General features: G+C 37.3%; 19 protein-coding genes and 2 tRNA genes. 8 read left to right on the forward strand and 13 right to left on the reverse strand.

Annotation, left to right across the window (positions count from 1 at the left end; genetic code table 11):
* The first annotated feature begins 116 nt into the window (after nt 1-116).
* Nucleotides 117-944, forward strand: coding sequence for an alpha/beta hydrolase family esterase (locus tag ON09_RS13540; RefSeq protein WP_010601604.1), 828 nt, complete (start codon nt 117-119; stop codon nt 942-944).
* 222 nt (nt 945-1,166) lie between these two features.
* Here ON09_RS13540 and ON09_RS13545 read toward each other — a convergent pair whose 3' ends face one another.
* The 3 genes from ON09_RS13545 to ON09_RS13555 form a co-directional block, all read right to left on the reverse strand.
* Complete coding sequence (locus tag ON09_RS13545) at nt 1,167-1,469, reverse strand: GIY-YIG nuclease family protein (RefSeq protein WP_010601605.1); 303 nt, start codon at nt 1,467-1,469, stop codon at nt 1,167-1,169.
* A gap of 216 nt (nt 1,470-1,685) precedes the next feature.
* Nucleotides 1,686-1,759: transfer RNA gene (locus ON09_RS13550), tRNA-Asn, on the reverse strand.
* A gap of 160 nt (nt 1,760-1,919) precedes the next feature.
* Nucleotides 1,920-1,993 (reverse strand) — tRNA-Asn (locus tag ON09_RS13555).
* 248 nt (nt 1,994-2,241) lie between these two features.
* Between ON09_RS13555 and ON09_RS13560 the strand changes: the two genes are divergently transcribed.
* Nucleotides 2,242-3,162: a PfkB family carbohydrate kinase gene (locus tag ON09_RS13560; protein WP_010601606.1), complete on the forward strand. Its 921-nt coding sequence runs from the start codon at nt 2,242-2,244 to the stop codon at nt 3,160-3,162.
* Nucleotides 3,163-3,231: 69 nt separating this feature from the next.
* Here the strand turns inward: ON09_RS13560 and ON09_RS13565 are convergent, their stop codons facing one another.
* From ON09_RS13565 to ON09_RS13580, 4 genes are all read right to left on the reverse strand, one after another.
* A complete protein-coding gene (locus ON09_RS13565; RefSeq protein ID WP_010601607.1) occupies nt 3,232-3,465 on the reverse strand; it encodes a cytochrome b5 domain-containing protein in 234 nt (77 codons plus the stop codon).
* 288 nt (nt 3,466-3,753) lie between these two features.
* A complete protein-coding gene (locus tag ON09_RS13570) occupies nt 3,754-4,446 on the reverse strand; it encodes a lycopene cyclase domain-containing protein (RefSeq protein WP_010601608.1) in 693 nt (230 codons plus the stop codon).
* Nucleotides 4,447-4,977: a hypothetical protein gene (locus ON09_RS13575; protein WP_010601609.1), complete on the reverse strand. Its 531-nt coding sequence runs from the start codon at nt 4,975-4,977 to the stop codon at nt 4,447-4,449.
* Between the two features lie 152 nt (nt 4,978-5,129).
* Nucleotides 5,130-6,413: a serine hydrolase domain-containing protein gene (locus ON09_RS13580; protein ID WP_010601610.1), complete on the reverse strand. Its 1,284-nt coding sequence runs from the start codon at nt 6,411-6,413 to the stop codon at nt 5,130-5,132.
* 161 nt (nt 6,414-6,574) lie between these two features.
* Here ON09_RS13580 and ON09_RS13585 point away from each other — a divergent pair, with 161 nt between their 5' ends.
* Nucleotides 6,575-8,059, forward strand: a complete 1,485-nt coding sequence (locus ON09_RS13585) for a phytoene desaturase family protein (protein WP_010601611.1) — start codon at nt 6,575-6,577, stop codon at nt 8,057-8,059.
* A 380-nt stretch (nt 8,060-8,439) separates the two neighbouring features.
* On the opposite strand, the gene ON09_RS13590 is transcribed toward ON09_RS13585, so the two are convergent.
* The 4 genes from ON09_RS13590 to ON09_RS13605 form a co-directional block, all read right to left on the reverse strand.
* The gene (locus tag ON09_RS13590; RefSeq protein ID WP_010601612.1) at nt 8,440-8,970 is read right to left on the reverse strand and encodes an RNA polymerase sigma factor; all 531 of its coding nucleotides are present in this window, start codon (nt 8,968-8,970) and stop codon (nt 8,440-8,442) included.
* Nucleotides 8,971-9,097: 127 nt separating this feature from the next.
* Nucleotides 9,098-9,991, reverse strand: a complete 894-nt coding sequence (gene murB, locus ON09_RS13595) for a UDP-N-acetylmuramate dehydrogenase (RefSeq protein ID WP_010601613.1) — start codon at nt 9,989-9,991, stop codon at nt 9,098-9,100.
* A 201-nt stretch (nt 9,992-10,192) separates the two neighbouring features.
* Nucleotides 10,193-10,633 carry a hypothetical protein gene (locus ON09_RS13600; RefSeq protein ID WP_157258957.1) on the reverse strand — a complete coding sequence of 147 codons (441 nt, stop codon included), beginning with the start codon at nt 10,631-10,633 and terminating at the stop codon, nt 10,193-10,195.
* A 46-nt stretch (nt 10,634-10,679) separates the two neighbouring features.
* On the reverse strand, nt 10,680-11,129 hold the full coding sequence (locus tag ON09_RS13605; RefSeq protein ID WP_010601615.1) for a sterol desaturase family protein: 450 nt from the start codon (nt 11,127-11,129) through the stop codon (nt 10,680-10,682).
* 156 nt (nt 11,130-11,285) lie between these two features.
* Between ON09_RS13605 and ON09_RS13610 the strand changes: the two genes are divergently transcribed.
* The 5 genes from ON09_RS13610 (at nt 11,286) to ON09_RS13630 (ending at nt 18,805) form a co-directional block, all read left to right on the forward strand.
* Nucleotides 11,286-11,891, forward strand: coding sequence for a TetR/AcrR family transcriptional regulator (locus tag ON09_RS13610; RefSeq protein WP_010601616.1), 606 nt, complete (start codon nt 11,286-11,288; stop codon nt 11,889-11,891).
* Between the two features lie 134 nt (nt 11,892-12,025).
* Nucleotides 12,026-13,366: a TolC family protein gene (locus ON09_RS13615; RefSeq protein ID WP_010601617.1), complete on the forward strand. Its 1,341-nt coding sequence runs from the start codon at nt 12,026-12,028 to the stop codon at nt 13,364-13,366.
* 2 nt (nt 13,367-13,368) lie between these two features.
* Nucleotides 13,369-14,433: an efflux RND transporter periplasmic adaptor subunit gene (locus ON09_RS13620; RefSeq protein WP_010601618.1), complete on the forward strand. Its 1,065-nt coding sequence runs from the start codon at nt 13,369-13,371 to the stop codon at nt 14,431-14,433.
* 83 nt (nt 14,434-14,516) lie between these two features.
* The gene (locus tag ON09_RS13625) at nt 14,517-17,693 is read left to right on the forward strand and encodes an efflux RND transporter permease subunit (RefSeq protein ID WP_010601619.1); all 3,177 of its coding nucleotides are present in this window, start codon (nt 14,517-14,519) and stop codon (nt 17,691-17,693) included.
* Between the two features lie 260 nt (nt 17,694-17,953).
* Entirely contained in the window at nt 17,954-18,805 is an 852-nt protein-coding gene (locus ON09_RS13630) for a hypothetical protein (RefSeq protein ID WP_010601620.1), read from the forward strand.
* Here the strand turns inward: ON09_RS13630 and ON09_RS13635 are convergent.
* Entirely contained in the window at nt 18,795-19,997 is a 1,203-nt protein-coding gene (locus ON09_RS13635; RefSeq protein WP_010601621.1) for an MFS transporter, read from the reverse strand. The genes ON09_RS13630 and ON09_RS13635 overlap by 11 nt on opposite strands.
* A gap of 241 nt (nt 19,998-20,238) precedes the next feature.
* The coding region (locus ON09_RS13640; RefSeq protein WP_010601622.1) for an FAD-dependent oxidoreductase at nt 20,239-20,764 on the reverse strand (526 nt) is incomplete at its 5' end.

Raw genomic sequence — 20,764 nt, forward strand, 5'->3', positions numbered from 1 at the left:
AGTTGCCGTTTTTTTTGCTTAAAAGAACTTGGAATGTTTTATTTAAAAATTAGTAATTGAGTTGACTGTTGTTTTAAATAAATTAAACCAAAAGAATTATTGGTTGTCATACCGCTATGTTCAAAACTCCTGCATCATCAATCGTTGTAAAGTATATTTCAATCATTGTGATGATTTTTAATATCTCTATTGCTAATGGTGCGCCGAAACAAGATGACCCCGAAATAAAATTAATGCACTGGATGCTAAATAATGTTAAGAGAGAAGCTTTAGTCTCCATTCCGACTACAGCTAAAACAAACTCTACTCCAATTATTTTTGCCTTTCACGGACATGGGGGAAACATGACAAACCTGATGAAGAACAGGGCATATGAAAAGCTTTGGCCAGAAGCCATTATTGTATATCCACAAGGACTGAATACTCCAGGACAGCTAACAGATCCGAAGGGGATTCGCTCTGGATGGCAAAAAGGACCTGGCGATATGGGTGATAGAGATCTTATTTTCTTTGATGCTATGTTAAAAACCCTCAAACATGATTATAAAGTTGATGAGAAGCGTATATACGCTACAGGACATTCGAATGGTGGTGGCTTTACTTATCTGCTTTGGGCTACCAAGGGAGATCAATTTGCAGCTTTTGCACCATCAGCTGCCGTAGCCGGAAAGATTTTAAAGTTGATCAAACCTAAGCCTGCTATTCACATTATGGGAGAAAATGATCCATTGGTGAAGCCTTTTTGGCAAAAATTAATGTGCCAGGAGATAATGAAAATAAATGGATGTACAAAACAAGGAAATTTTTATGCTCAAAATGCTATAATTTATCCTTCCAGCACTCATAGTCCCTTTGTATGGTATTCACATTCTGGAAATCACACTTTTCCTTCAGAAGCCGATGAAGTTATTATAAAGTTTTTCAAAAATAATTCAAAACCTTAAACTCGATTAATCGTAGCTTGCATGATAGATTTTAGCTCATCAATCTAGTTTCATGAAACAAAGTTTATATCCCAGGGTGAATCTCTAATTAATCCCTACGGGACGCCAAGCAGATCAGCTAATAAAAAAACAAAGAATAAAAAAAAGCCCCACTCGGGCGGAGTGAGGCTTGGCTTGAATTTTCAAGCTCCTTCTGCTGGGCTCGAACCAGCGACCCTCTGATTAATCCCGTACTTTCGGGACTCTAACCAGCTGCGCAAGAATCCCATTAAACTCATTACCATTAATAAGCTTTTCGATAAGACTACGGCTTTTTTGTTTTTTAATAAATTTTTCAATTTTCATGGCTTCAGCTTCTACTTCTCCACATTCAAAAGCTGCCGCCAGCACCCAGGGTCTATGCTTTGAGGTGTAGGTGTTTCGTTCGCTGTTATTATGTTCGTTTACGCGTTTCTCAATATTACCTGTATAACCAATATAAAATTTTTCAGAGCTTTTGGAATAAAGAATATAGATGTAAAACATAACTCAATATAACAAAAAAACCACTCCAGCAGAATAGGGCTAACCTTGAACTTTCAAACCCTCTGGCTAAGCTTACTTAACATTCGGTTTATAGTCCCTAGCGAACACTATTAATCCAGGTAGTCATGAGACATTTGATGGGTGGAGCTACTAAAAAAAATAACAAAAAAAAAAAGCCTCACTCGGACGGAGTGAGGCTTGGCTTGAATTTTCAAGCTCCTTCTGCTGGGCTCGAACCAGCGACCCTCTGATTAACAGTCAGATGCTCTAACCAGCTGAGCTAAGAAGGAATATTTTCTCTCATCTTCTTTTTCCTCTGATTAATCCCGTACCTACGGGACTCTAACCAGCTGAGCTAAGAAGGAATATTTTTCCTGGTTATTGGTAAACTTACCAAAATCCTTTGGCAATTTTGTCATAAAAAATCCCCACATTACTGTGAGGATTTTGCTCCCTCTGCTGGGCTCGAACCAGCGACCCTCTGATTAACAGTCAGATGCTCTAACCAGCTGAGCTAAGAAGGAATATTTATTCTGGTTTGTAAAAAAAATCGCTAAAATCCTTTAGCACTCTTAACTCTGATTAATCCCGCAGTTGCGGGACTCAACCAGCTGAGCTAAGAAGGAGTGCTGGTTGTTTCCTAAAACGGGGTTCTGTGTGCTTTGCAGCTCGCATACCCTTGTTCGTTTTGGGAATGCAATATTAGGGCTTTTAAATTATTTATGCAATATTTGCAGTGAAAAATTTTTAAAAAAAATTCAAAATAAAATATATGAGTCTGATAATCATAGGTACTGTAGCTTTTGATGCTATTGAAACTCCTTTCGGGAAAACGGATAAAATAGTGGGTGGTGCGGCAACATATGCAAGTTTAGCTGCTTCTTACTTTTACAACAAAGCAAAAATTGTGGCAGTTGTAGGTGATGATTTTTTGAAATCGGATATAGATACTTTTAGCAAACACGGCATTGATACCGAAGGTTTACAAATTAAAGCCGGAGAAAAATCTTTTTTCTGGTCGGGAAAATACCATAACGACATGAACAGTCGCGATACCTTAATCACCGAATTAAATGTATTGGAAAATTTCGACCCAATTATTCCGGAAAGTTACCAGGATTGTGAATATTTAATGTTAGGCAACTTAACACCACAGGTACAACGAACAGTAATTGAACGCTTAAAAAACCGCCCGAAATTAATCGTGATGGATACGATGAACTTCTGGATGGATATTATGATGGATGATTTATTGGAAACCATCAAATTAGTGGATGTTTTAACCATTAACGATGCTGAAGCACGTCAATTATCGGGCGAATATTCCTTAGTTAAGGCTGCAAAGAAAATCCTTACTATGGGACCAAAATACCTGATTATTAAAAAAGGAGAACACGGCGCATTATTATTTCACGAAGACCAGATTTTCTCTGCTCCGGCATTACCACTGGCTGAAGTGTTTGATCCAACGGGAGCAGGTGACACCTTCGCAGGTGGTTTCATTGGATATTTAGCCAAAGTTGGAACCATTAATTTCAACAATATGAAAAACGCAATTATTTACGGCTCGGCATTGGCTTCTTTCTGTGTAGAGAAATTTGGTACAGAGAAATTGTTAAACCTTACCGAAGAAGAAGTTGCAGCAAGAATTCAGCAATTTGTAAGTTTAAGTTCGTTCACAATAGAAGCTTAATTCGATATAAAGATTTAGCCGCAGATTTGCTGATTAAAAAAATGATCTGCAAATCTGCGGCTTTTTTGTTTAGATCATTTTGGCTATAGGAATAAATTTCTCAAAAACCGCCTCAGTATGTGGTGCATCAGGCAATTCATCTGTTAAATCTTGTCCGGCCCAATGCTCATAATGTTTACCATTGCGCCATAAACGGCTCTCCGTCATATCGTAAATCAAGCCTTTGTAAGCTACCCAAATTTGCGGTTTGTCCTGTCCGTTCCGCAAAGCGAGTTGTTGTTTGGTGTAAACCGGTAAATCCATTTATTAATTTTCTATTTTTTAGATGCGCAATTGTTGTACAAAGTAATAACTTTCTTCCCGCTTTCCGCTTTACTTCGTGCCCGCTTCAATCGGGGCTAGATGGCAAAACTCGCTTTTCATTTTTGGGGTTAGCGAGGCGCAGAAACATTGTTGATAAACCTAACAGCAGTGGAAATACTTTTTTGCAGCACCTCCCATAAATATGCGATCACGTTGCCAAAAAAGATTGAAACGAATGGCAGGGCTGGAAACCGCCATGCATTCTGCCCTTTCATTTCCAAAAAATCCTTAAGACAGTTCTTTTTTTATTGCCCTGCTTTTAAAATATTCATATAAATAAACATTCATTAAAAGTAACGACATTAAATAAAAATGATCTTCGAAAGGAATGGTGCCTACTCTAAAATTTAAGTTTTCATTGTTATTATAAATTACCACCGGAATGGCTGTTAGAAAGCCATTGACAATGTAAAAAGGAATTAATGAAACCAAATATGCACGGTAAAATTTGTACATAAACCTTAGTTTATGATTTACATATTCTACGGCAAATAACACCACAAATAAAAAGCCGAAATTAATAAGTGTGTACCAGCGGCTGTAGCCAAAAAAAAGAATAGCGAAACAAATTCCGAGCAAGGCATGGCTTACAGCCAAACTGTATTTTTGTAATTCGTTTTTAGGGAAATAGGCATTTAAACATTCGTAAATAAAAATGCAGGCATATGGCACAGTCAGGAAAAATAACATTTCCTCCAAAGGTAATCCCCATAAGCTGATGCCAATTAAATAATCGGGGTTGAAGGACCATACGTTGAGTTTAACAAACAGCAAATCCCATATTAAAAAAACAATACCCGTAATTAGAATGGCGGGCACCACAAATTTCCATTTGCTAAAAAAGTATACCTTCTTATCAAACGACAATATGAATGGAAAGAAAATAACAGCAATGTTTATGAGTAGATAGATATAGTTCATTTAAATAAATTTCTTTAAAATTTTGATTTCTTCAGCCGTACAACGTTTACTATCTACCATAAATTTAGCAACACTTTTGATTAGGCCATCATCGGCTATTCCGAAATTGCGGTTTTGGTAATGTTTAACAATCTCTTTCCGATCTACATCCAAATCTTTACTAAAACCCAGAAAACCGGGTGTGAAATGTTCAATTGAAAAGCGCATGAAACGGATTTCTAAATTTTCTTTATCCATGTCAACAGCTTTTTGCATGGTTTTCAAAGAAACTTTAACGTATTTTATTTTATTGTAGGGATTCCATGCATGTTTCGCTTTTAGTGCTTCCAAGGTTCCTAAATAAGCAGTAAGAAGCCCTGATCGGTTTGGTAGTTTTGAGAGTTTCTCATGTAAAGAATCTGTAAGCTTGGAACTTTCTACCGCCTTAACTAAATCGCTTTTTAAAACCGCAATTTCTTTGGCCGACAGTTGAGCTTTGCAAATGCATGTTGAAACCAAAAGCAGGAAAAATAAAATACTATTTTTAATCATGTGTGGGGTCAAAGGTAAGAAAAGTGAATTGGTTTAATAGATCGGTGATAAGATGTACACTCCTTATGATAAAGGTCATTTATGCTACCTATTTACCCTTCATTAATTATCCTGTTTATTGAAAATGAACTTCTGCCCGCCTTGCTTTAAAGTCATTTTTTTTTCTCTAAATTAAATTCTAAAACAATTCCTGCACCATCAAACTTAAATACACCTTTCGATACAGCTTCTATTGGAAATGCCGATTGACCTGTTGCCTGAGCGGTTAACGTACCATTGTTTTCAGCAATCGTCATTTTAAAAGGAAGCATTTTGTTAACATAAACACCAGAATAAGCCTTCAATTCTTCGGCAGTTAATTGCATCGCTTTAAAATTGGGTGTTTTAAACGGCATCCCGTTGCTAATTTGCAATACCGCAATATTAATATCATTTAAGGGATAGTTTAAGCCATTTATGCAAGAAGCAATTGAGATTCCGCTTTCTTTAAAATAGTAAACTGCGCTGTAACTACCATAAGTACCACCATTGTGCCCAACACCTACCTGGCTGTAAAACGGAACGCTGATTAAACCCATACCAAAACTATCTCGACCATTAAAAGTACTCATCTGAGCATAACTTGCCTTGCTGATCAGTGTGCCTGTTGATAATGCATTTATAAAGACGAGCAAATCTGCAGGTGTAGATAAAATATCGCCAACACCAATTACATTCGGAAAGTAGATATCTTTGATATCATTCCAATTCTTAATCATTCTATAAGGTTTAGCTTCCTCTTTTCCGAGGTTGTTCGCTATTGAGGAGACGGTATTTTTTAGATTTATCTTTTTTACAATTCTCGTTTCCAGCAGCTTGCTATACTTTTTACCAGTTATTTTTTCGAGAATGTAACCCATTAACAAGTAACCCGAGTTGCTGTACTGCTGCTTTTCTCCCGGAGCGAAATGCAATTTCCGCTTAGCAATCGTATCCAGCAATTCAGCTGCCGGATGCGGGTTGGTAATCCAATCTTTATCCACAACATCATTCACATAATCCATTAAGCCACTCGTATGTGACAGTAAATTCCTGATCGAGATCTCTTGAGCCCTAGGCATCTGAGGAAAATATTTAGATAATTTGGTATCTAACGATAGCTTGCCTTCATCAATAAGCTGGAAAATCATTACAGCTGTAAACATTTTAGAAATTGAGCCTATTCTATATTGTGTAGCCGAACTGGCTAAAATACTATCTGGACTTAAAGCGCTATACCCTGTAGATGTCTCATAAACAATTTTACTATTTTTAGCGACGGCAAAACTGCCCATGCTTTTATTTTGATCCTTTAATGCGTAAAAAAAGCTGTCTAACTTTTTCGTATCAATCTCCTGAGCAAAAGAATTTAACATGAAAGCAAAAGTGAAAAGTAAAAATATAGCAGCTGATCTCATAACGAATTTGGATTTAATGACTGATTTTAACGGATATGTACAATAACACAGAGAATCCCACAAAATAACATTTCAATGCTACATTAAAAACTTTATATCATTTTTAATAAGGTGTAGCAATTAGACCAAACAAAACCATCAAAAATCCTTTTATTTACATTATGGATAAAAAACCAACGGTAACCATTATTGGTGCTGGTTTCGCAGGGCTTTCTGCTGCTGCACTTTTAGCTAAAGATGGCTTTGACGTTACTGTTTTAGAAAAAAATGAAATGGCTGGAGGCAGGGCCAGAACATGGGAAAAAGATGGATTTATCTTTGACATGGGCCCCAGCTGGTATTGGATGCCTGATGTATTTGAGAATTTTTATCAAATTTTCGGAAAAACCACAGCTGATTTCTATGACTTAAAAAGATTAAGCCCCTCTTACAGGATTTATTTCGGAAAAGAAGATACCCTTGATGTGCCATCTACGCAGGAAGAACTCTATCAGCTTTTCGAAAAGTTGGAACCCAACAGCAGCAAAAATCTTGATTCTTTTTTAAAGCAAGCCAAATACAAGTACGATGTAGGCATGAACGAATATGTATTCAAACCGTCGCACAGTGTGATGGAATACTTTGATCCCAGATTAGCCATTAGCGGCATTAAACTTCAGCTATTGGGCAATATGCGTACACATGTACATCAGCTTTTTAAAAATGAAAAACTGCGCAAACTTTTAGAGTTTCCGGTTTTGTTTTTGGGCGCCACGCCGCAAAACACACCTGCATTATATAGTTTAATGAATTATGCTGACTTGATTCTGGGCACCTGGTATCCGATTGGAGGCATGCATAAAATTGTAGCTGCCATGCAAACCATTGCCGAACAGCAGGGTGTAAAATTTAAATTTGATACCGAGGTAAAAAGCATTGTAGTTAGAAATAATGTTGCAGAAGAGTTAATCACCAACAAGGGAAACTTTAAAACCGATTTTTTGATTGGCAATGCAGATTATCACCACATTGATCAGCAGCTGTTAGATCGAGCTTACCGAAACTATGACGAAAAATACTGGGAATCCAGAACCATGGCCCCCTCCTGTTTGCTATTTTATATTGCTTTAGATAAAAAATTACAGCATGTACTTCATCATAATTTATTTTTCGATGAAAATTTTGATGAGCATGCAGAGGAAATTTACACCAATGCAAAGTGGCCGGCAAAACCTTTATTTTATGCTTGCTGTCCATCGGTAACGGATGAGCATGTTGCTCCTCCAGGATGTGAAAATTTATTTTTTTTAATCCCCGTTGCGCCGGGATTACAAGACAGTGAAGCCAAACGCGAAGAGTATTTCAACCTGCTTGTTCAGCGTTTCAAAGACTTAACCGGAAACGACATTAGCAAAAACATTCTTTTTAAGCGAAGTTATGCCATGAATGATTTTGTAGAAGATTACCATGCCTATAAAGGAAATGCATACGGCTTGGCAAACACTTTGAAACAAACCGCTTTTTTGAAACCAAAAATGAAAAACCGTAAAGTAACAAACATGTTATATACTGGTCAATTAACGGTTCCAGGCCCTGGAGTGCCTCCTGCAATCATATCAGGCCAAGTGGCAGCAAAAGAAATAATTAAAAAGATAAAAAAAGCTTGACAAATTTAAAATTTCCCTTATCTTTATATCCACAAAACAAAAACACTGCAAATAACCCTTAAAACGCAATATTGTTCGAGGTTTGCATTTGTTTCGAAATGAAAGAGAAGGCGAATTGTTGAAAGTAAACATAAGAATCAACTAACCAAATATATGATAAGCAAATAAGGCCTGGATTTTTTCCGGGCCTTTTGCTTTACACGATTTTCTCGGCAAATTTTATTTTATTCTTCACAATTGAATATTTACCAAACTTTATGGCAGGCACAGATTATTTGAAATACGTGAAACGATTAATTTAGCGCCCTGCAAGCTGTAAAAAAAACATAAAAAAAAGTCTCAACTTTCGTTGAGACTTTCTGTTTTTCATTCGATGTGTTTTAAGCCACTTCTGAAAGGGCAGTATCTTTAGCGTATGTTTTCAAGTATTTTTTCAAAATTCCTCTTGCTACGTGGATACGGGTTTTTACTGTACCGATTGGGATTTGTAGCATATCTGCGATTTCGTGGTATTTATAACCTTCGAAATAGCGGATAAAAGGCACATAATATTCTTCAGGTAATTGCGCCAAGGCCTTATCAATATCACCAAGCACAAATTTACTTTCCGCCTGATTTTTAGTTGCGCTATATGATAAGTTTGCTGAAGAGATATCTTCGCTTTGCGTAATTAATGTATTTGTTTTAACTAAACGACGGTAGTTATTGATAAAGGTATTTTTCATGATGGTAAACAACCAACCTTTTAAATTCGTACCTTCTTTAAACTTATTGTAATAAGTGATTGCTTTCAACATCGTATCCTGAACTAAATCATTGGCATCTTCCGCATCTTTAGTGAAGTTTAAAGCATATGATCTTAATGATACTGAGTGATGGTTAACCAGATGGTTGAATTCAAATTTTGTCATGATATGTAGCTTTAGGTAAGATAAAAAAATGAATTGATGTTCATTCAATCTAACCTAAACAAACTTAATACCAACTTTTTTTTGGCACAGCTGTGGAAGTTTCAAATCTGTTTAATACGCACTTTCGTCACAGAATATTTACTTCGCGTTCTAAAGTGACTCCAAAACTAGACTTCACACTGTCTATAATCTGTTCAGAAAAATCAAATACTTCCGTGCCAGTAGCGTCACCATGGTTAACCAATACCAAAGCCTGATTTTTCCAGGTTCCGGTTTGACCAACTATTTTTCCTTTCCAGCCACATTGCTCAATTAACCAGCCCGCAGCAAGTTTGATTTTATGATCAGCAGTAGGATAATGTACCACATCGGGATGTTTAGCCACCACTTCCGCAAACTCATGTTTATCGATCACCGGGTTTTTAAAGAAACTTCCTGCATTTCCTATAGTAGAAGGATCTGGCAGTTTACTTACCCGAATATGAGAAACTGCCGCAGAGACATCAGCAATAGTTGGCTTTTCAATTCCTCTATGCTGTAATTCAGTTTCAATTGCGCCGTACGAAGTATTGATAGCCGGCTGTGTAGACAAACGGAAAGTTACTGATGTGATGATATATTGACCTTTTAATTCGCCTTTGAAAATACTTTCACGGTATCCAAAATGGCACTCGTTGAAATTGAAGGTTTTAATTTGACCTGTCTTAATTTCGAAAGCCGCACAGCTTTCAAAAACATCTTTAAGCTCTATGCCGTAAGCACCAATGTTTTGAATGGGCGATGCCCCAACTGTTCCGGGAATTAAACTTAAATTTTCTACGCCTGCGAAATTGTGTTCAACACAGTAATTTACAAAGTCGTTCCAGACTTCTCCTGCACCCGCAGTGACAAGAATTTGCCCACCATCTGCTATTGATTCGATTCCTTTAATGCTGATTTTGATTACCAACCCTTCGTAATCTTTTGTGAAAAGCACATTGCTGCCTCCACCGATCACCAGAAGCTTTTGCGATTTGGTCACCTCATCTTCAAATAAACTTTTTAAGTCTGCTTCAGAAAAAATTTACGGCGAAGTAACTTGCCTTAACATCGATACCAAATGAATTATAGGGCTTAAGCGAAATGTTTTCCTGAATTTGAAGCATATTGATTTTGTGTTTGCGCACAAAAGTAAAACAAAATGAGATGATATTATCAATCAAATCATTGGAGAGCGAGTAGATTAATCTACAATTTCCGTGATCTCTTTATTAAAGTTAAAACTGATTACCTCTCTTTTAACGTTTTTTATCCTAACGCCCGACAACTTCCACCCTACAAACTGTGGTTTTGTTTTTGTAATTTCAAGCAATTGATAACGCCTTTTGGTTAGCGCAGCACTAATCAAACCTACGCTATCCGACTCCTTCTGGCTAAGATGTTCAATCTGGCTTTCCAAAACAGCAAGTGTATCATCTAACTCATTCCCTTTTTTAATACTATCAGCATAAGCCCTAGGCTGTATGTTATATAAACTGTCGAGTTTCGCTTCATCGAAATTAAGTTTTTGACCTGAACTTTCATATTTCGATTCAACGAGTTCAATTGCCCGGTCTTTATCTGTTTTATTTATACAGGAATACATTAATAACATAATTACTAATAGACAAAGGAAATTTTTCATAGCAGAAGTTTAGAATTATTAGGGAACGACTGATTAATACAAAAGTTTAACTGTTTAAAATATCCTTTCTTACGAACAGTAAACCGAAAGCTTTGCTTCGCTCCTTGCCCTGGTTTTTATGGTGGATTTTATGCGCCTTCCTCACTGCTTTCAAATAGGTGTTATTGCTTTTAAAGGTTTTGAATCTTCGGTGAACAAACCAATCATGAACGATAAAATATATTAAGCCATATAAGGTTATCCCTAATCCTATAAAAAATCTAACGCCAAAATTATCCCGATCAATATACATTAAGTAAAGCGATAGCCCTGCAAATAGTATGGCAAACAAGTCATTCCATTCGAAAAACGAATGTGATTTTTGATGATGACTTTTATGCATAAACCATAACGGCCCATGAAACAAATATTTATGAATAAACCACGATAAACACTCCATCGCTACAATGGTTAAAATGAGAATCATCAGGTTAATTAAAATCGTTATCACAGGCATAATTTTTATCGTAATACAATATAAACCAACAAGAAAGATTTATAATGTCATTCAAATGTAAGCTTATGACAATTTCTCAATCAATTGATTAACATCTCAAATTTAACATCTATTTTTGACTAAAATATTAAAAAAGTCAGAAAGTAGAAAAGTAAAATGATTGTAGCTGATAAAAAGCGAGAACAAATTATTGAGGGCGCCATTAAGAGATTTAGTCATTTCGGAATTGGAAAAACAACAATGAACGATATTGCTGAAGATCTTTCCGTGTCAAAACCATCTCTGTATTATTATTTTCCGGATAAGAAACACTTAATTCTTGGTGTGATAGAGAAGATTTTCAATGAGTTTTTTGAAGCCATACAAAAGAAATATAATCCGGAACTGGAACTGGAAACGATTTTGTTTAACACTATTGATGTGAGAAACACTTTTTTTCAGAAATACTATATGCTAAAAATTGCAGAAGGTGTTCCTGATTTACTCAACGATGAAGCCATTAAAACCAAACTTAACGGGTTAAAAGACATAGAACGTGATTTTTTCGCAAAGGTTTTCGGCAGCGCTAAAGAAAAAGGAGAAATAGCACACGAAGACATGTCGCACCTGGCAGAATTATACTTAGAAAGTTTAATGGGCTTAACTACCATGTGCGTAATGGAAACAGCTAAAGATATCCTTCCAGATAAAAAAGCATTAAATAAAATGACGCAGAAGCAAAAAGACCTTTCTTCGATTTTTACCAAGGGATTAAAGTGCTAAGGAGAAATAAGGAGCAAAGATTAAAGAGCAAAGACCCGAATAACAATAAATCAGATATAGTTTTATCACGTCTTGATACCTGATAAAACTACATTATACTATACAAGAACCCAAAAACAAAAAAACAATACATTATGCTTAGAGTAAAAATGGTAAAATTAATGCTCGTATTAATTATCGGCATTGGTTTACCACGACTGGTAGCTGCACAACAGCAGGTTACCCTAAAAGATGCGCTTACTTATGCGCTTCAAAATAATGCCCGTGTTCGTAAGGCAAAACTCGACATTGAAGGCGGACGATATAAAGTTCAGGAAGTGCGGGCACAGGCTTTACCACAACTTACTGGTAATGCTGGGTTAACCTATAACCCAATTATCGGGCAATTGGTAGCCGACTTTGGCGGACAAGCGCAAGCCATTAAATTAGGGCAGAACTGGAATTCTACCGCTGGAGTACAACTTTCGCAACAGTTATTTAACCAACAGGTTTTTACTGGTTTGCAGGCTGCACGTTCTAGTGAGGAATATTACAACCTTACATCTCAGCTAACCGAAGAGCAAATCATTGAACTGGTTGCCAATAACTATTATCAGGTTTTAGTGAACAGAGAACAGCTAAGTGTACTTGATACCAACATTAAAAATGTTAAAACGGTTGAAAAGGTGATATCAAACCAATTCAAAAACGGCTTAGCCAGGAAAATTGATGTTGACCGGATCAGCGTTAACTTAACAAACTTAACTACGCAACGAGAACAAGTGGTTAATGCTATTGTACAATTGGAAAATCAATTGAAATTTTCGATGGGTATGCCGGTGAGTAACCCTATTGAGTTACCCGCAACTGAGTTAACTCAGGCTGCACAACTTCCTGTTTTTGCAGATTCGGTAAATCTGGCAAACAGAACAGAAGTGAAAATTCTGGATACGCAGGATAAGTTATTGAGTTTACAGCGTAAAGCTTACCTCGCTGAATATTATCCATCATTATCGCTAACAGGAAATTATACTTATTCCAGCCAAAGTGATGGTTTTGACTTTTTAAGTTCAAATGCAGCAGCAATTGGCTATGGCGCATCAGCCATCGGCTTAACCTTACGTGTCCCAATTTTCAATGGTTTTTTAACACGCTCAAAAGTACGCCAGGCCAATGTGGAAATTTTGAAAGCAAAAGAAGACAGAAAAGAAAGTGTTAACTCGTTGAATCTGGCTTATGAAAATGCTAAAATCCAACTTCGCAACAACTTAAATACCATTAATGCACAACGTAAAAACGTTGAGTTGGCCCAGGAAATTTACAGAAGTACACAAAACAACTACAATAATGGGTTGGCTACCTTAACTGATTTATTAGATACAGAAAACTCACTTACTTCATCTCAAAACAGTTACACCCAGGCTTTATTAAATTATAAAATAGCCGAAATTCAATTAATAAAATCAAACGGAAATATTAAATCGCTAGTACAATAGAAATGAAAAGAGTAATTATAATCATTGTTGTAGTTGTTGTTGCCATTGGCGCAATTGCTTATGTTTTAAATAACAACAAGAAGAAGGCAGAAGAAACAACTGCTTTTATTGCCAAAGGCAGTGGCGCTGTTGCTGTAAAAACAGCTTCGGTTGAACGTAAAGAAATTAATTTAGACTTTACAGTAAATGGAACTTTTGCTGCAAATCAGGAATTAAACTTTATGGCAGAAAACTCTGGTCGTGTAAGCAAAATATATGTTGAAGAAGGAAGCCGTGTAAGCAAAGGAACAGTATTGGCTAGAATTGATGCTGAAATTTTAAACACAGATAGAGAAACTGCTGAAGCTACTTATCAAAATGCGCTGAAAGACTTACAACGTTACGAAAGTTCTTTTAAAACTGGTGGGGTTACCCAACAACAGGTTGATCAGGCTCGTTTAAACACTCAAAACGCAAAACTTCGTTTACAATCTCAGCAACGCAAATTAAATGATGCAAACATCAGATCCTCTATCAACGGTATTGTTAATAAAAAAATGATCGAAGTTGGTGCGGTTGTAGCTCCTGGAACGCAGTTATTCGAATTGGTTGATGTTTCCAAATTGAAATTGAAAGTTAACGTAAACGAAAGTCAGGTAGCTAATTTAAAGATTGGTGATGCAGTGGAGATACAGTCGTCAGTTTTTCCTCAGGATAAATTTTCTGGTAGAGTAACCTTTATAGCTGCTAAAGCGGATGAGACTTTAAATTTCCCAATTGAAGTAGTCGTAACCAATAATGTTAAAAACAGCTTAAAAGCAGGTATGTATGGAACAGCAGTATTTAAATTCCCTAAACAGGCACCAGCTATTTTGGTTCCTCGTACTGCTTTCGTAGGTAGTGTTAGTAGCAACGAAGTATATATTTTAGATAAAGCGAATAATACAGCTCAAACACGTAAGGTTGTTTCAGGACGTATTTTAGGCGAAAGTGTTGAGGTTGTAGACGGATTAAAAGAAGGCGAAACTGTAATTACAAGCGGTCAGATTAACTTGAACAACGGTACAGCGGTTACTGTAATTAAGTAAAAAGTAGTATGCGGAATTAATCAGCCCGACAGGGTAAACTTAATTCTAAGCGCAATCTTACCATTGAATATTAAATAAAGAAAATGAAAATTACTGACATATCTATAAAAAGGCCGTCGCTGGTAATTGTGGTATTTACCGCATTAACTTTGATGGGTCTATTGAGTTATTTCTCGTTAGGATATGAGCTTTTACCAAAGTTCTCTTCAAACGTTGTATCTATCTCAACCATTTACCCTGGTGCTTCACCTAATGAGGTAGAAAGTACCGTTACCAAAAAAATTGAAGATGCTGTTTCTTCAATGGAAAACATCAAAAAAATCAATGCGAACTCTTATGAAAGTTTATCTGTAGTAATTATTACACTAACAGATAAAGCAGAAATAGATATTGCTTTGAATGATGCACAAAGGAAAGTTAATGCAATCCTGGCAGATTTACCTGATGATGTAAAACAACCATCATTAAGTAAGTTCTCGTTGGATGACTTCCCGGTAATTACCATGTCTGCATCAGGCAATATGGATGATATTTCGTTCTACGATTTGATGGACAAGCGTATTGCACCAATCATTTCCCGTGTACCAGGCGTTGCCCAGGTAAACCTAATTGGTGGTTCTGAACGTGAAGTTAAAGTAGCATTAGATGCTAAGAAAATGCAAGGTTACGGATTATCAGTGCCTGCAGTTCAACAAGCTATTTTATCATCAAACTTGGATTTCCCTACAGGTAGTGTAAAAACTAAAGCTCAGGATATTTTGGTGCGTTTATCTGGCAAGTATGCCAATGTAGAAGATATGCGTAACCTGGTTGTAAGCACCAGTAAAGATGGCGCTCAGATTCGTTTGGGAGACATTGCTGATGTTCAGGATACACAGAAAGAAACAGAAAAAATTGCCCGTATCAACCGTGCCAACTCTATTGCGGTACAAATTATTAAACAAAGTGATGCCAATGCGGTAACGGTGAGTGAGGGAACCAAGCAAACCATTGAACAACTTAAAGCTGACTATAAAAATGTTGGTTTAGATATTAAAATTGTAAATGATAGTTCGGTTTATACCTTAGAATCAGCCGATGCGGTTATCCACGATTTAATGCTTGCCGTTGTGTTAGTGGCCATCGTGATGCTTTTCTTCTTACACAGTTTGCGTAATGCGGTAATTGTAATGATTTCGATTCCGGCATCCTTAATCGCAACATTTATCGGTATTGCATTATTTGGGTATACGCTAAACCTGATGTCATTACTAGGCCTATCCCTGGTGGTAGGTATCCTGGTCGATGATGCGATTGTGGTATTAGAGAACATCCAACGTCACATGGAAATGGGTAAAAACAAGGTTAGAGCCGCTTCTGATGCTACTCGCGAGATCGGTTTCACCGTTGTATCCATTACGTTTGTAATTGTTGTAGTGTTCTTCCCTATTGCAGTTAGTACCGGTATGGTGGCTAACATTTTACGCCAGTTTTGTGTGGTGGTAATTATTTCTACCTTGTTATCATTGGTAGCTTCATTTACCATTGTACCGTTAATTTTCTCTCGTTTTGGTAAATTAGAGCGTATTGAGGGTAAAAACATCTTCGGAAAATTCATCCTTTGGTTTGAGAAACAATTGCGCAAATTTACCCAGTGGATCACAAACCTATTAGAATGGACATTAAAACACAAGGCGCTTACTTTGGTAATGATGGTGGTATTGTTCTTCTCATCTTGTGGTTTGTTAGCAGGCGGTTATATCGGTTTTGAGTTCTTCCCTAAATCTGATAAAGGTGAGTTCTTACTACAAATCGAGATGCCTAAAGATGTTTCTTTAGAGCAAACCAACTTCTACACGCAAAAAGCGGAAGATTACTTAAGTAAACAAAAAGACGTCATCCAAACCATCGCAACGGTTGGTCAATCGAGTGAAGGTATGGGCGCTAGCCAGTCTACTGCTTATAAATCAGAAATTAACGTAAAATTAAAAGAGAAAGAAGAGCGTGGAAACCTTTCTTCAGATATCATCTCTACTACTTACACCCGTGAATTGGAAAAAGTATTGGTAGGTGCAAAAATCAAAACCGTTCCAATTGGTATTTTGGGTACGGCAGATGATGCACCAATCCAGTTGGTGGTAATGGGTTCTGAATTAGACAGCGTATTAGCTTTTGCACAAAAAGCGCAGAATGTGCTTGCAAAAATACCAGGCGCTACGCAAACCAAACTTTCAGTTGAAAAAGGAACACCAGAAATTAACGTAAAGGTAGATCGCGATAAAATGTCGGCGTTAGGATTAACCTTACAAACAGTTGGTGCCACCATGCAAACGGCTTTTGCCGGTAACACGGATGGTAAATTCCGTCAGGGTGAGTATGAGTACGACATCAACATTCAGTATCAAGATTTCGACAGAAAAGATATTGATGATGTACGTAATTTGATTTTCACCAACCAAGCTGGTGCGCAGATTAAACTTTCGCAATTTGCGGATATTAAAGAAGGTTCAGGACCAAGTTTATTGGAACGTTTAAATAAATCAACTTCAGTAACCGTTAAAGCACAAACTGTAGGCGTTCCAACGGGTACGGTGGTAACCAACTTCCAAACTGAATTGGATAAATTAAAAAAACCTGCAGGAATCAGCTTCTACTGGGCGGGAGACCAGGAGAACCAAAGTGAAGGTTTTGGTACTTTAGGTATCGCCTTACTTGCGGCAATTGTATTGGTATACTTAATTATGGTTGCCTTGTATGATAGTTTTGTTTATCCGCTTGTGGTAATGTTCTCGCTACCGCTTGCACTAATTGGTGCTTTGCTTGCCCTGGCCCTAACCAATAATGCATTGGGTATTTTCACTATCCTAGGTTTCATTATGCTAATGGGTTTGGTGGCAAAGAACGCGATTATCTTGGTCGATTTTACGAACCAAATGAAAGCACAAGGAAAATCTACCCATGAAGCGCTAATTTTAGCTAACCATGCCCGTTTACGCCCGATTTTGATGACAACCATTGCCATGGTAATTGGTATGTTGCCGATTGCATTAGCAAGCGGTGCTGGTGCCGATTGGAAAAATGGTTTGGCCTGGGTAATCATTGGTGGGTTAACAAGTTCGTTATTCCTGACTTTGGTTGTTGTACCCGTGATGTACCAGATTTTTGATAACATGCTTCATAAATTTGGCTTTGATAAAAAAGGAAAAACCATTGATGATTTAATGGTTGAACCTTACAAACACAAAGATGTGAACGAATACGATTTAGATCACGGACATTAAAATATAATACCATCCAAATTAACAATCGATTAGGTCGCCCCCCAAAGGCGACCTTTTTTTATTGATATTTATTAGTAAAGGTACTTTGGTTCGCTTCGCTTACTGCAGCCGGGCTGTCCGCCAAATCTTTTTGTGAAAGCAATCCTAAACTTAAAGCTTGTGCAATAAAAGGATACCGCTTCCATCCCGTTTAAGAACAAAATGAGGTGCAATATCTTGTGTGTCAAACAAAATAATATCCAACATTGTATATTAGAGGTATGCTTAAAGTTGTTTTATCCCTCATCTTAGTCAGCGCATCTTTTTTGGCAAAAGCCCAGCACCCTCCGGTTTTTGCAGCAATGACCACCGATTCATCCTTCATTAAAATTTCCGATCTAAATATCAACCTTGTAAAATATTCATACAAATCCAATGGTGTGAGGTTTTTAGTGGTTCATGATAATGAAGATACGGGTGTAAAAGCAGGTTTTGATTACATCCGCTGGAGCGGCGGCGAGCTGATTGACAGCCAATATGGAGGTGTGAGAGATTACGTTTTTAGCCATATGGATGATCAATATCGCATCGACCCAAACGCGATTTATACCCAACGAGGTGTAAGCAGCAGATTAAAAAAAGATTATTTCAGTTCAAACGAAGTAGAGAAACTGATCTTGGATGCCGGCAAGCAGATTGTGGACTTTTACGACCCAAAGTCGTTGGGTTACATTTTAACTTTGCATAACAATGCCGATGGAGGATTTGGCATTTCCTCTTACCTTCCAGGTTATGATTTATCCAGCACAGCTGATTCAGTATTTATCAACTTCGGCATGGATGGCGATGATTTACTTTATGTTACCGAACCACGCTTATTTACAAGTTTAAAAAAAGCAAATGTAAACGTAATTCTGCAATCAAAATTCGCAGAAAATGATGGTTCGTTATCGGTTTACGCCATGCAACAGAATATTCCGTATATTAATGTAGAGGTGCAACACGGACATCAGGAAGAAAATTTAAGATTGATCGAACTGGCTATCGCAACACTGAAAGAACACGGTCTCATCAAAAAAGATAATCCGGTAATTCAGAAAGATAGCTTAACTAAAAACCCGCCTACTCAATAGCTTTCATTTTGCTAACCAGGAAACTTACAAATAACCCAAAGCATCCAATTACAGCATAAGAATATCGAAGGCTAGATAAAGCTGAAATGTATCCGATTAACGGCGGGCCCATTAAAAAGCCTAAGTAACTCACACTTGAAACGATGGCAATCGCCATCCCTGCAGAAATTTTACCATTTTTTCCAGCAACGCTATAAACTGTAGGAACAATACTCGAAACGCCTACTCCAACTAACATAAAACCAATTGTGGCGGTTACTACATAAGGTAAAAAAACCGAAATAAACATTCCTGTTGATATGATCAACCCACTAATTTGGATGGTCTTTTTTCTGCCTAGCTTTGCGATGATTTTATCGCCTACAAATCTTCCAGTGGCCATCATTACCATAAATGATGCGTAACCTAAAATAACCAACGATGATGGTGCTTTAACAATTTCCTTAAAATAAACACCACTCCAATCGAACATTGCCCCTTCGGTAGCCATACTGCAAAAACCAATGATACCTAACTGTAAAAGTATTCCTTCAGGTTTGATAAATAATTTCCCTTTGCGTTCTGCTCCGGTGCCTTTACCAGGAACAAGATGTTTGTAATTTAAAAATACATTGATGAAAATGAGTGCAACAATTATCCAGAAGTGATGGTAGGGAACAATATGAAGGTTAACCATTAACAATCCGACCAGCGCCCCGGTAAAGCCGGCAATACTCCAGGCACCGTGAAAGGAGGTCATAATTGGGCGGCCAAATAGTTTTTCTGCTTCAGAGCCCTGCGTATTTACGGCGATGTTACACATATTGCCAATCACACCGAACAGGAAAAGAAAAGCTGCCAGATGCCAGGAAGCAGTTGCTAAACCCAAATTGCTTAAAGCTAAAACATACAAGGGAGCAGTGATGGTAAGAATTGCTTTACTTCCGTATTTAGTTACCAAACCACCAGAAATGGGCATGGTTACCAATTGGCCTAGTGGCAGTGCTAATAAGATACTACCTAATTCCCCATCTGATAAATTTAAACTGTGTTTGATATCAGGAATTCGGCTGGCCCAGGATGCAAATGCAATACCCTGCCCAAAATAAAATAATGAAACAGCTAAACGAATTCTGTTTGGAGAGCTCTGAGCGGGCAAGGGTTTAACTTCTATCTGATTTAAACTTTCGTGATTTGCCTTTGTGTCTTCCAAAACTTGTTTTTTTATATGAACGGGATTGTGCCGCAAAGTTCCTTAAATCAATCGGCAATTGAAAGATGTATTTATCATTTTAATACAATAAAATAATTGAGCTATGCTTTTCAACTATGTCAGGCTCTGGAGAATAGTAACGAAGCAGAAAGCGATGCGTAAGGGCAAAAAAAAGCCGATGATTACTCATCGGCTTAGTATTTTAATTTGGTTTGTGATGACACAAACCTGGGTTTTCTAATTAAATATGTATTGCTCTGTTATCAGTAGCCGCTAATGCAGCTTCTTTCAACGCTTCAGTATAAGTTGGGTGAGCATGACAAGTACGGGCAATATCTTCTGCAGAAGCACGGAATTCCATTGCGATTACGGCTTCAGCAATCATATCCGCAGCACGTGGCCCAATCATGTGTACGCCTAAAACTTCATCAGTAGAAGCATCAGCTAAAACTTTGATGAAACCATCGGTATCCATACTTGCTTTCGCACGACCACTTGCTTTGAATGGAAACGAACCTGCTTTGTATTTTGTTCCTTTTTCTTTCAATTGCTCTTCGGTTAAACCAACAGATGCAACTTCTGGCCAGGTATAAACTACACCCGGAATTAAATTGTAGTTGATGTGCGGTTTTTGTCCGGCAATAGTTTCAGCAACATAAGTTCCTTCATCTTCTGCTTTGTGCGCCAACATAGCACCTGTAATCACATCTCCAATGGCATATACACCTTTAACAGATGTTTCCAAGTGTTCATTCACAGGGATTTTT

The organism is Pedobacter agri PB92, from assembly GCF_000258495.1.
Classification (GTDB): domain Bacteria; phylum Bacteroidota; class Bacteroidia; order Sphingobacteriales; family Sphingobacteriaceae; genus Pedobacter; species Pedobacter agri.

Excerpts from the sequence above, each read along its gene's own strand:
- ON09_RS13615 (WP_010601617.1), top strand. The coding sequence starts at position 12,026 with ATGCTTAGAGTAAAAATGGTAAAATTAATGCTCGTATTAATTATCGGC.
- ON09_RS13560 (WP_010601606.1), top strand. The coding sequence starts at position 2,242 with ATGAGTCTGATAATCATAGGTACTGTAGCTTTTGATGCTATTGAAACT.
- ON09_RS13610 (WP_010601616.1), top strand. The coding sequence starts at position 11,286 with ATGATTGTAGCTGATAAAAAGCGAGAACAAATTATTGAGGGCGCCATT.
- ON09_RS13570 (WP_010601608.1), bottom strand. The coding sequence starts at position 4,446 with ATGAACTATATCTATCTACTCATAAACATTGCTGTTATTTTCTTTCCA.
- ON09_RS13585 (WP_010601611.1), top strand. The coding sequence starts at position 6,575 with ATGGATAAAAAACCAACGGTAACCATTATTGGTGCTGGTTTCGCAGGG.
- ON09_RS13540 (WP_010601604.1), top strand. The coding sequence starts at position 117 with ATGTTCAAAACTCCTGCATCATCAATCGTTGTAAAGTATATTTCAATC.
- ON09_RS13545 (WP_010601605.1), bottom strand. The coding sequence starts at position 1,469 with ATGTTTTACATCTATATTCTTTATTCCAAAAGCTCTGAAAAATTTTAT.
- ON09_RS13600 (WP_157258957.1), bottom strand. The coding sequence starts at position 10,633 with ATGAAAAATTTCCTTTGTCTATTAGTAATTATGTTATTAATGTATTCC.
- ON09_RS13575 (WP_010601609.1), bottom strand. The coding sequence starts at position 4,977 with ATGATTAAAAATAGTATTTTATTTTTCCTGCTTTTGGTTTCAACATGC.
- ON09_RS13630 (WP_010601620.1), top strand. The coding sequence starts at position 17,954 with ATGCTTAAAGTTGTTTTATCCCTCATCTTAGTCAGCGCATCTTTTTTG.
- ON09_RS13625 (WP_010601619.1), top strand. The coding sequence starts at position 14,517 with ATGAAAATTACTGACATATCTATAAAAAGGCCGTCGCTGGTAATTGTG.
- ON09_RS13565 (WP_010601607.1), bottom strand. The coding sequence starts at position 3,465 with ATGGATTTACCGGTTTACACCAAACAACAACTCGCTTTGCGGAACGGA.
- ON09_RS13590 (WP_010601612.1), bottom strand. The coding sequence starts at position 8,970 with ATGACAAAATTTGAATTCAACCATCTGGTTAACCATCACTCAGTATCA.
- ON09_RS13605 (WP_010601615.1), bottom strand. The coding sequence starts at position 11,129 with ATGCCTGTGATAACGATTTTAATTAACCTGATGATTCTCATTTTAACC.
- ON09_RS13580 (WP_010601610.1), bottom strand. The coding sequence starts at position 6,413 with ATGAGATCAGCTGCTATATTTTTACTTTTCACTTTTGCTTTCATGTTA.
- ON09_RS13620 (WP_010601618.1), top strand. The coding sequence starts at position 13,369 with ATGAAAAGAGTAATTATAATCATTGTTGTAGTTGTTGTTGCCATTGGC.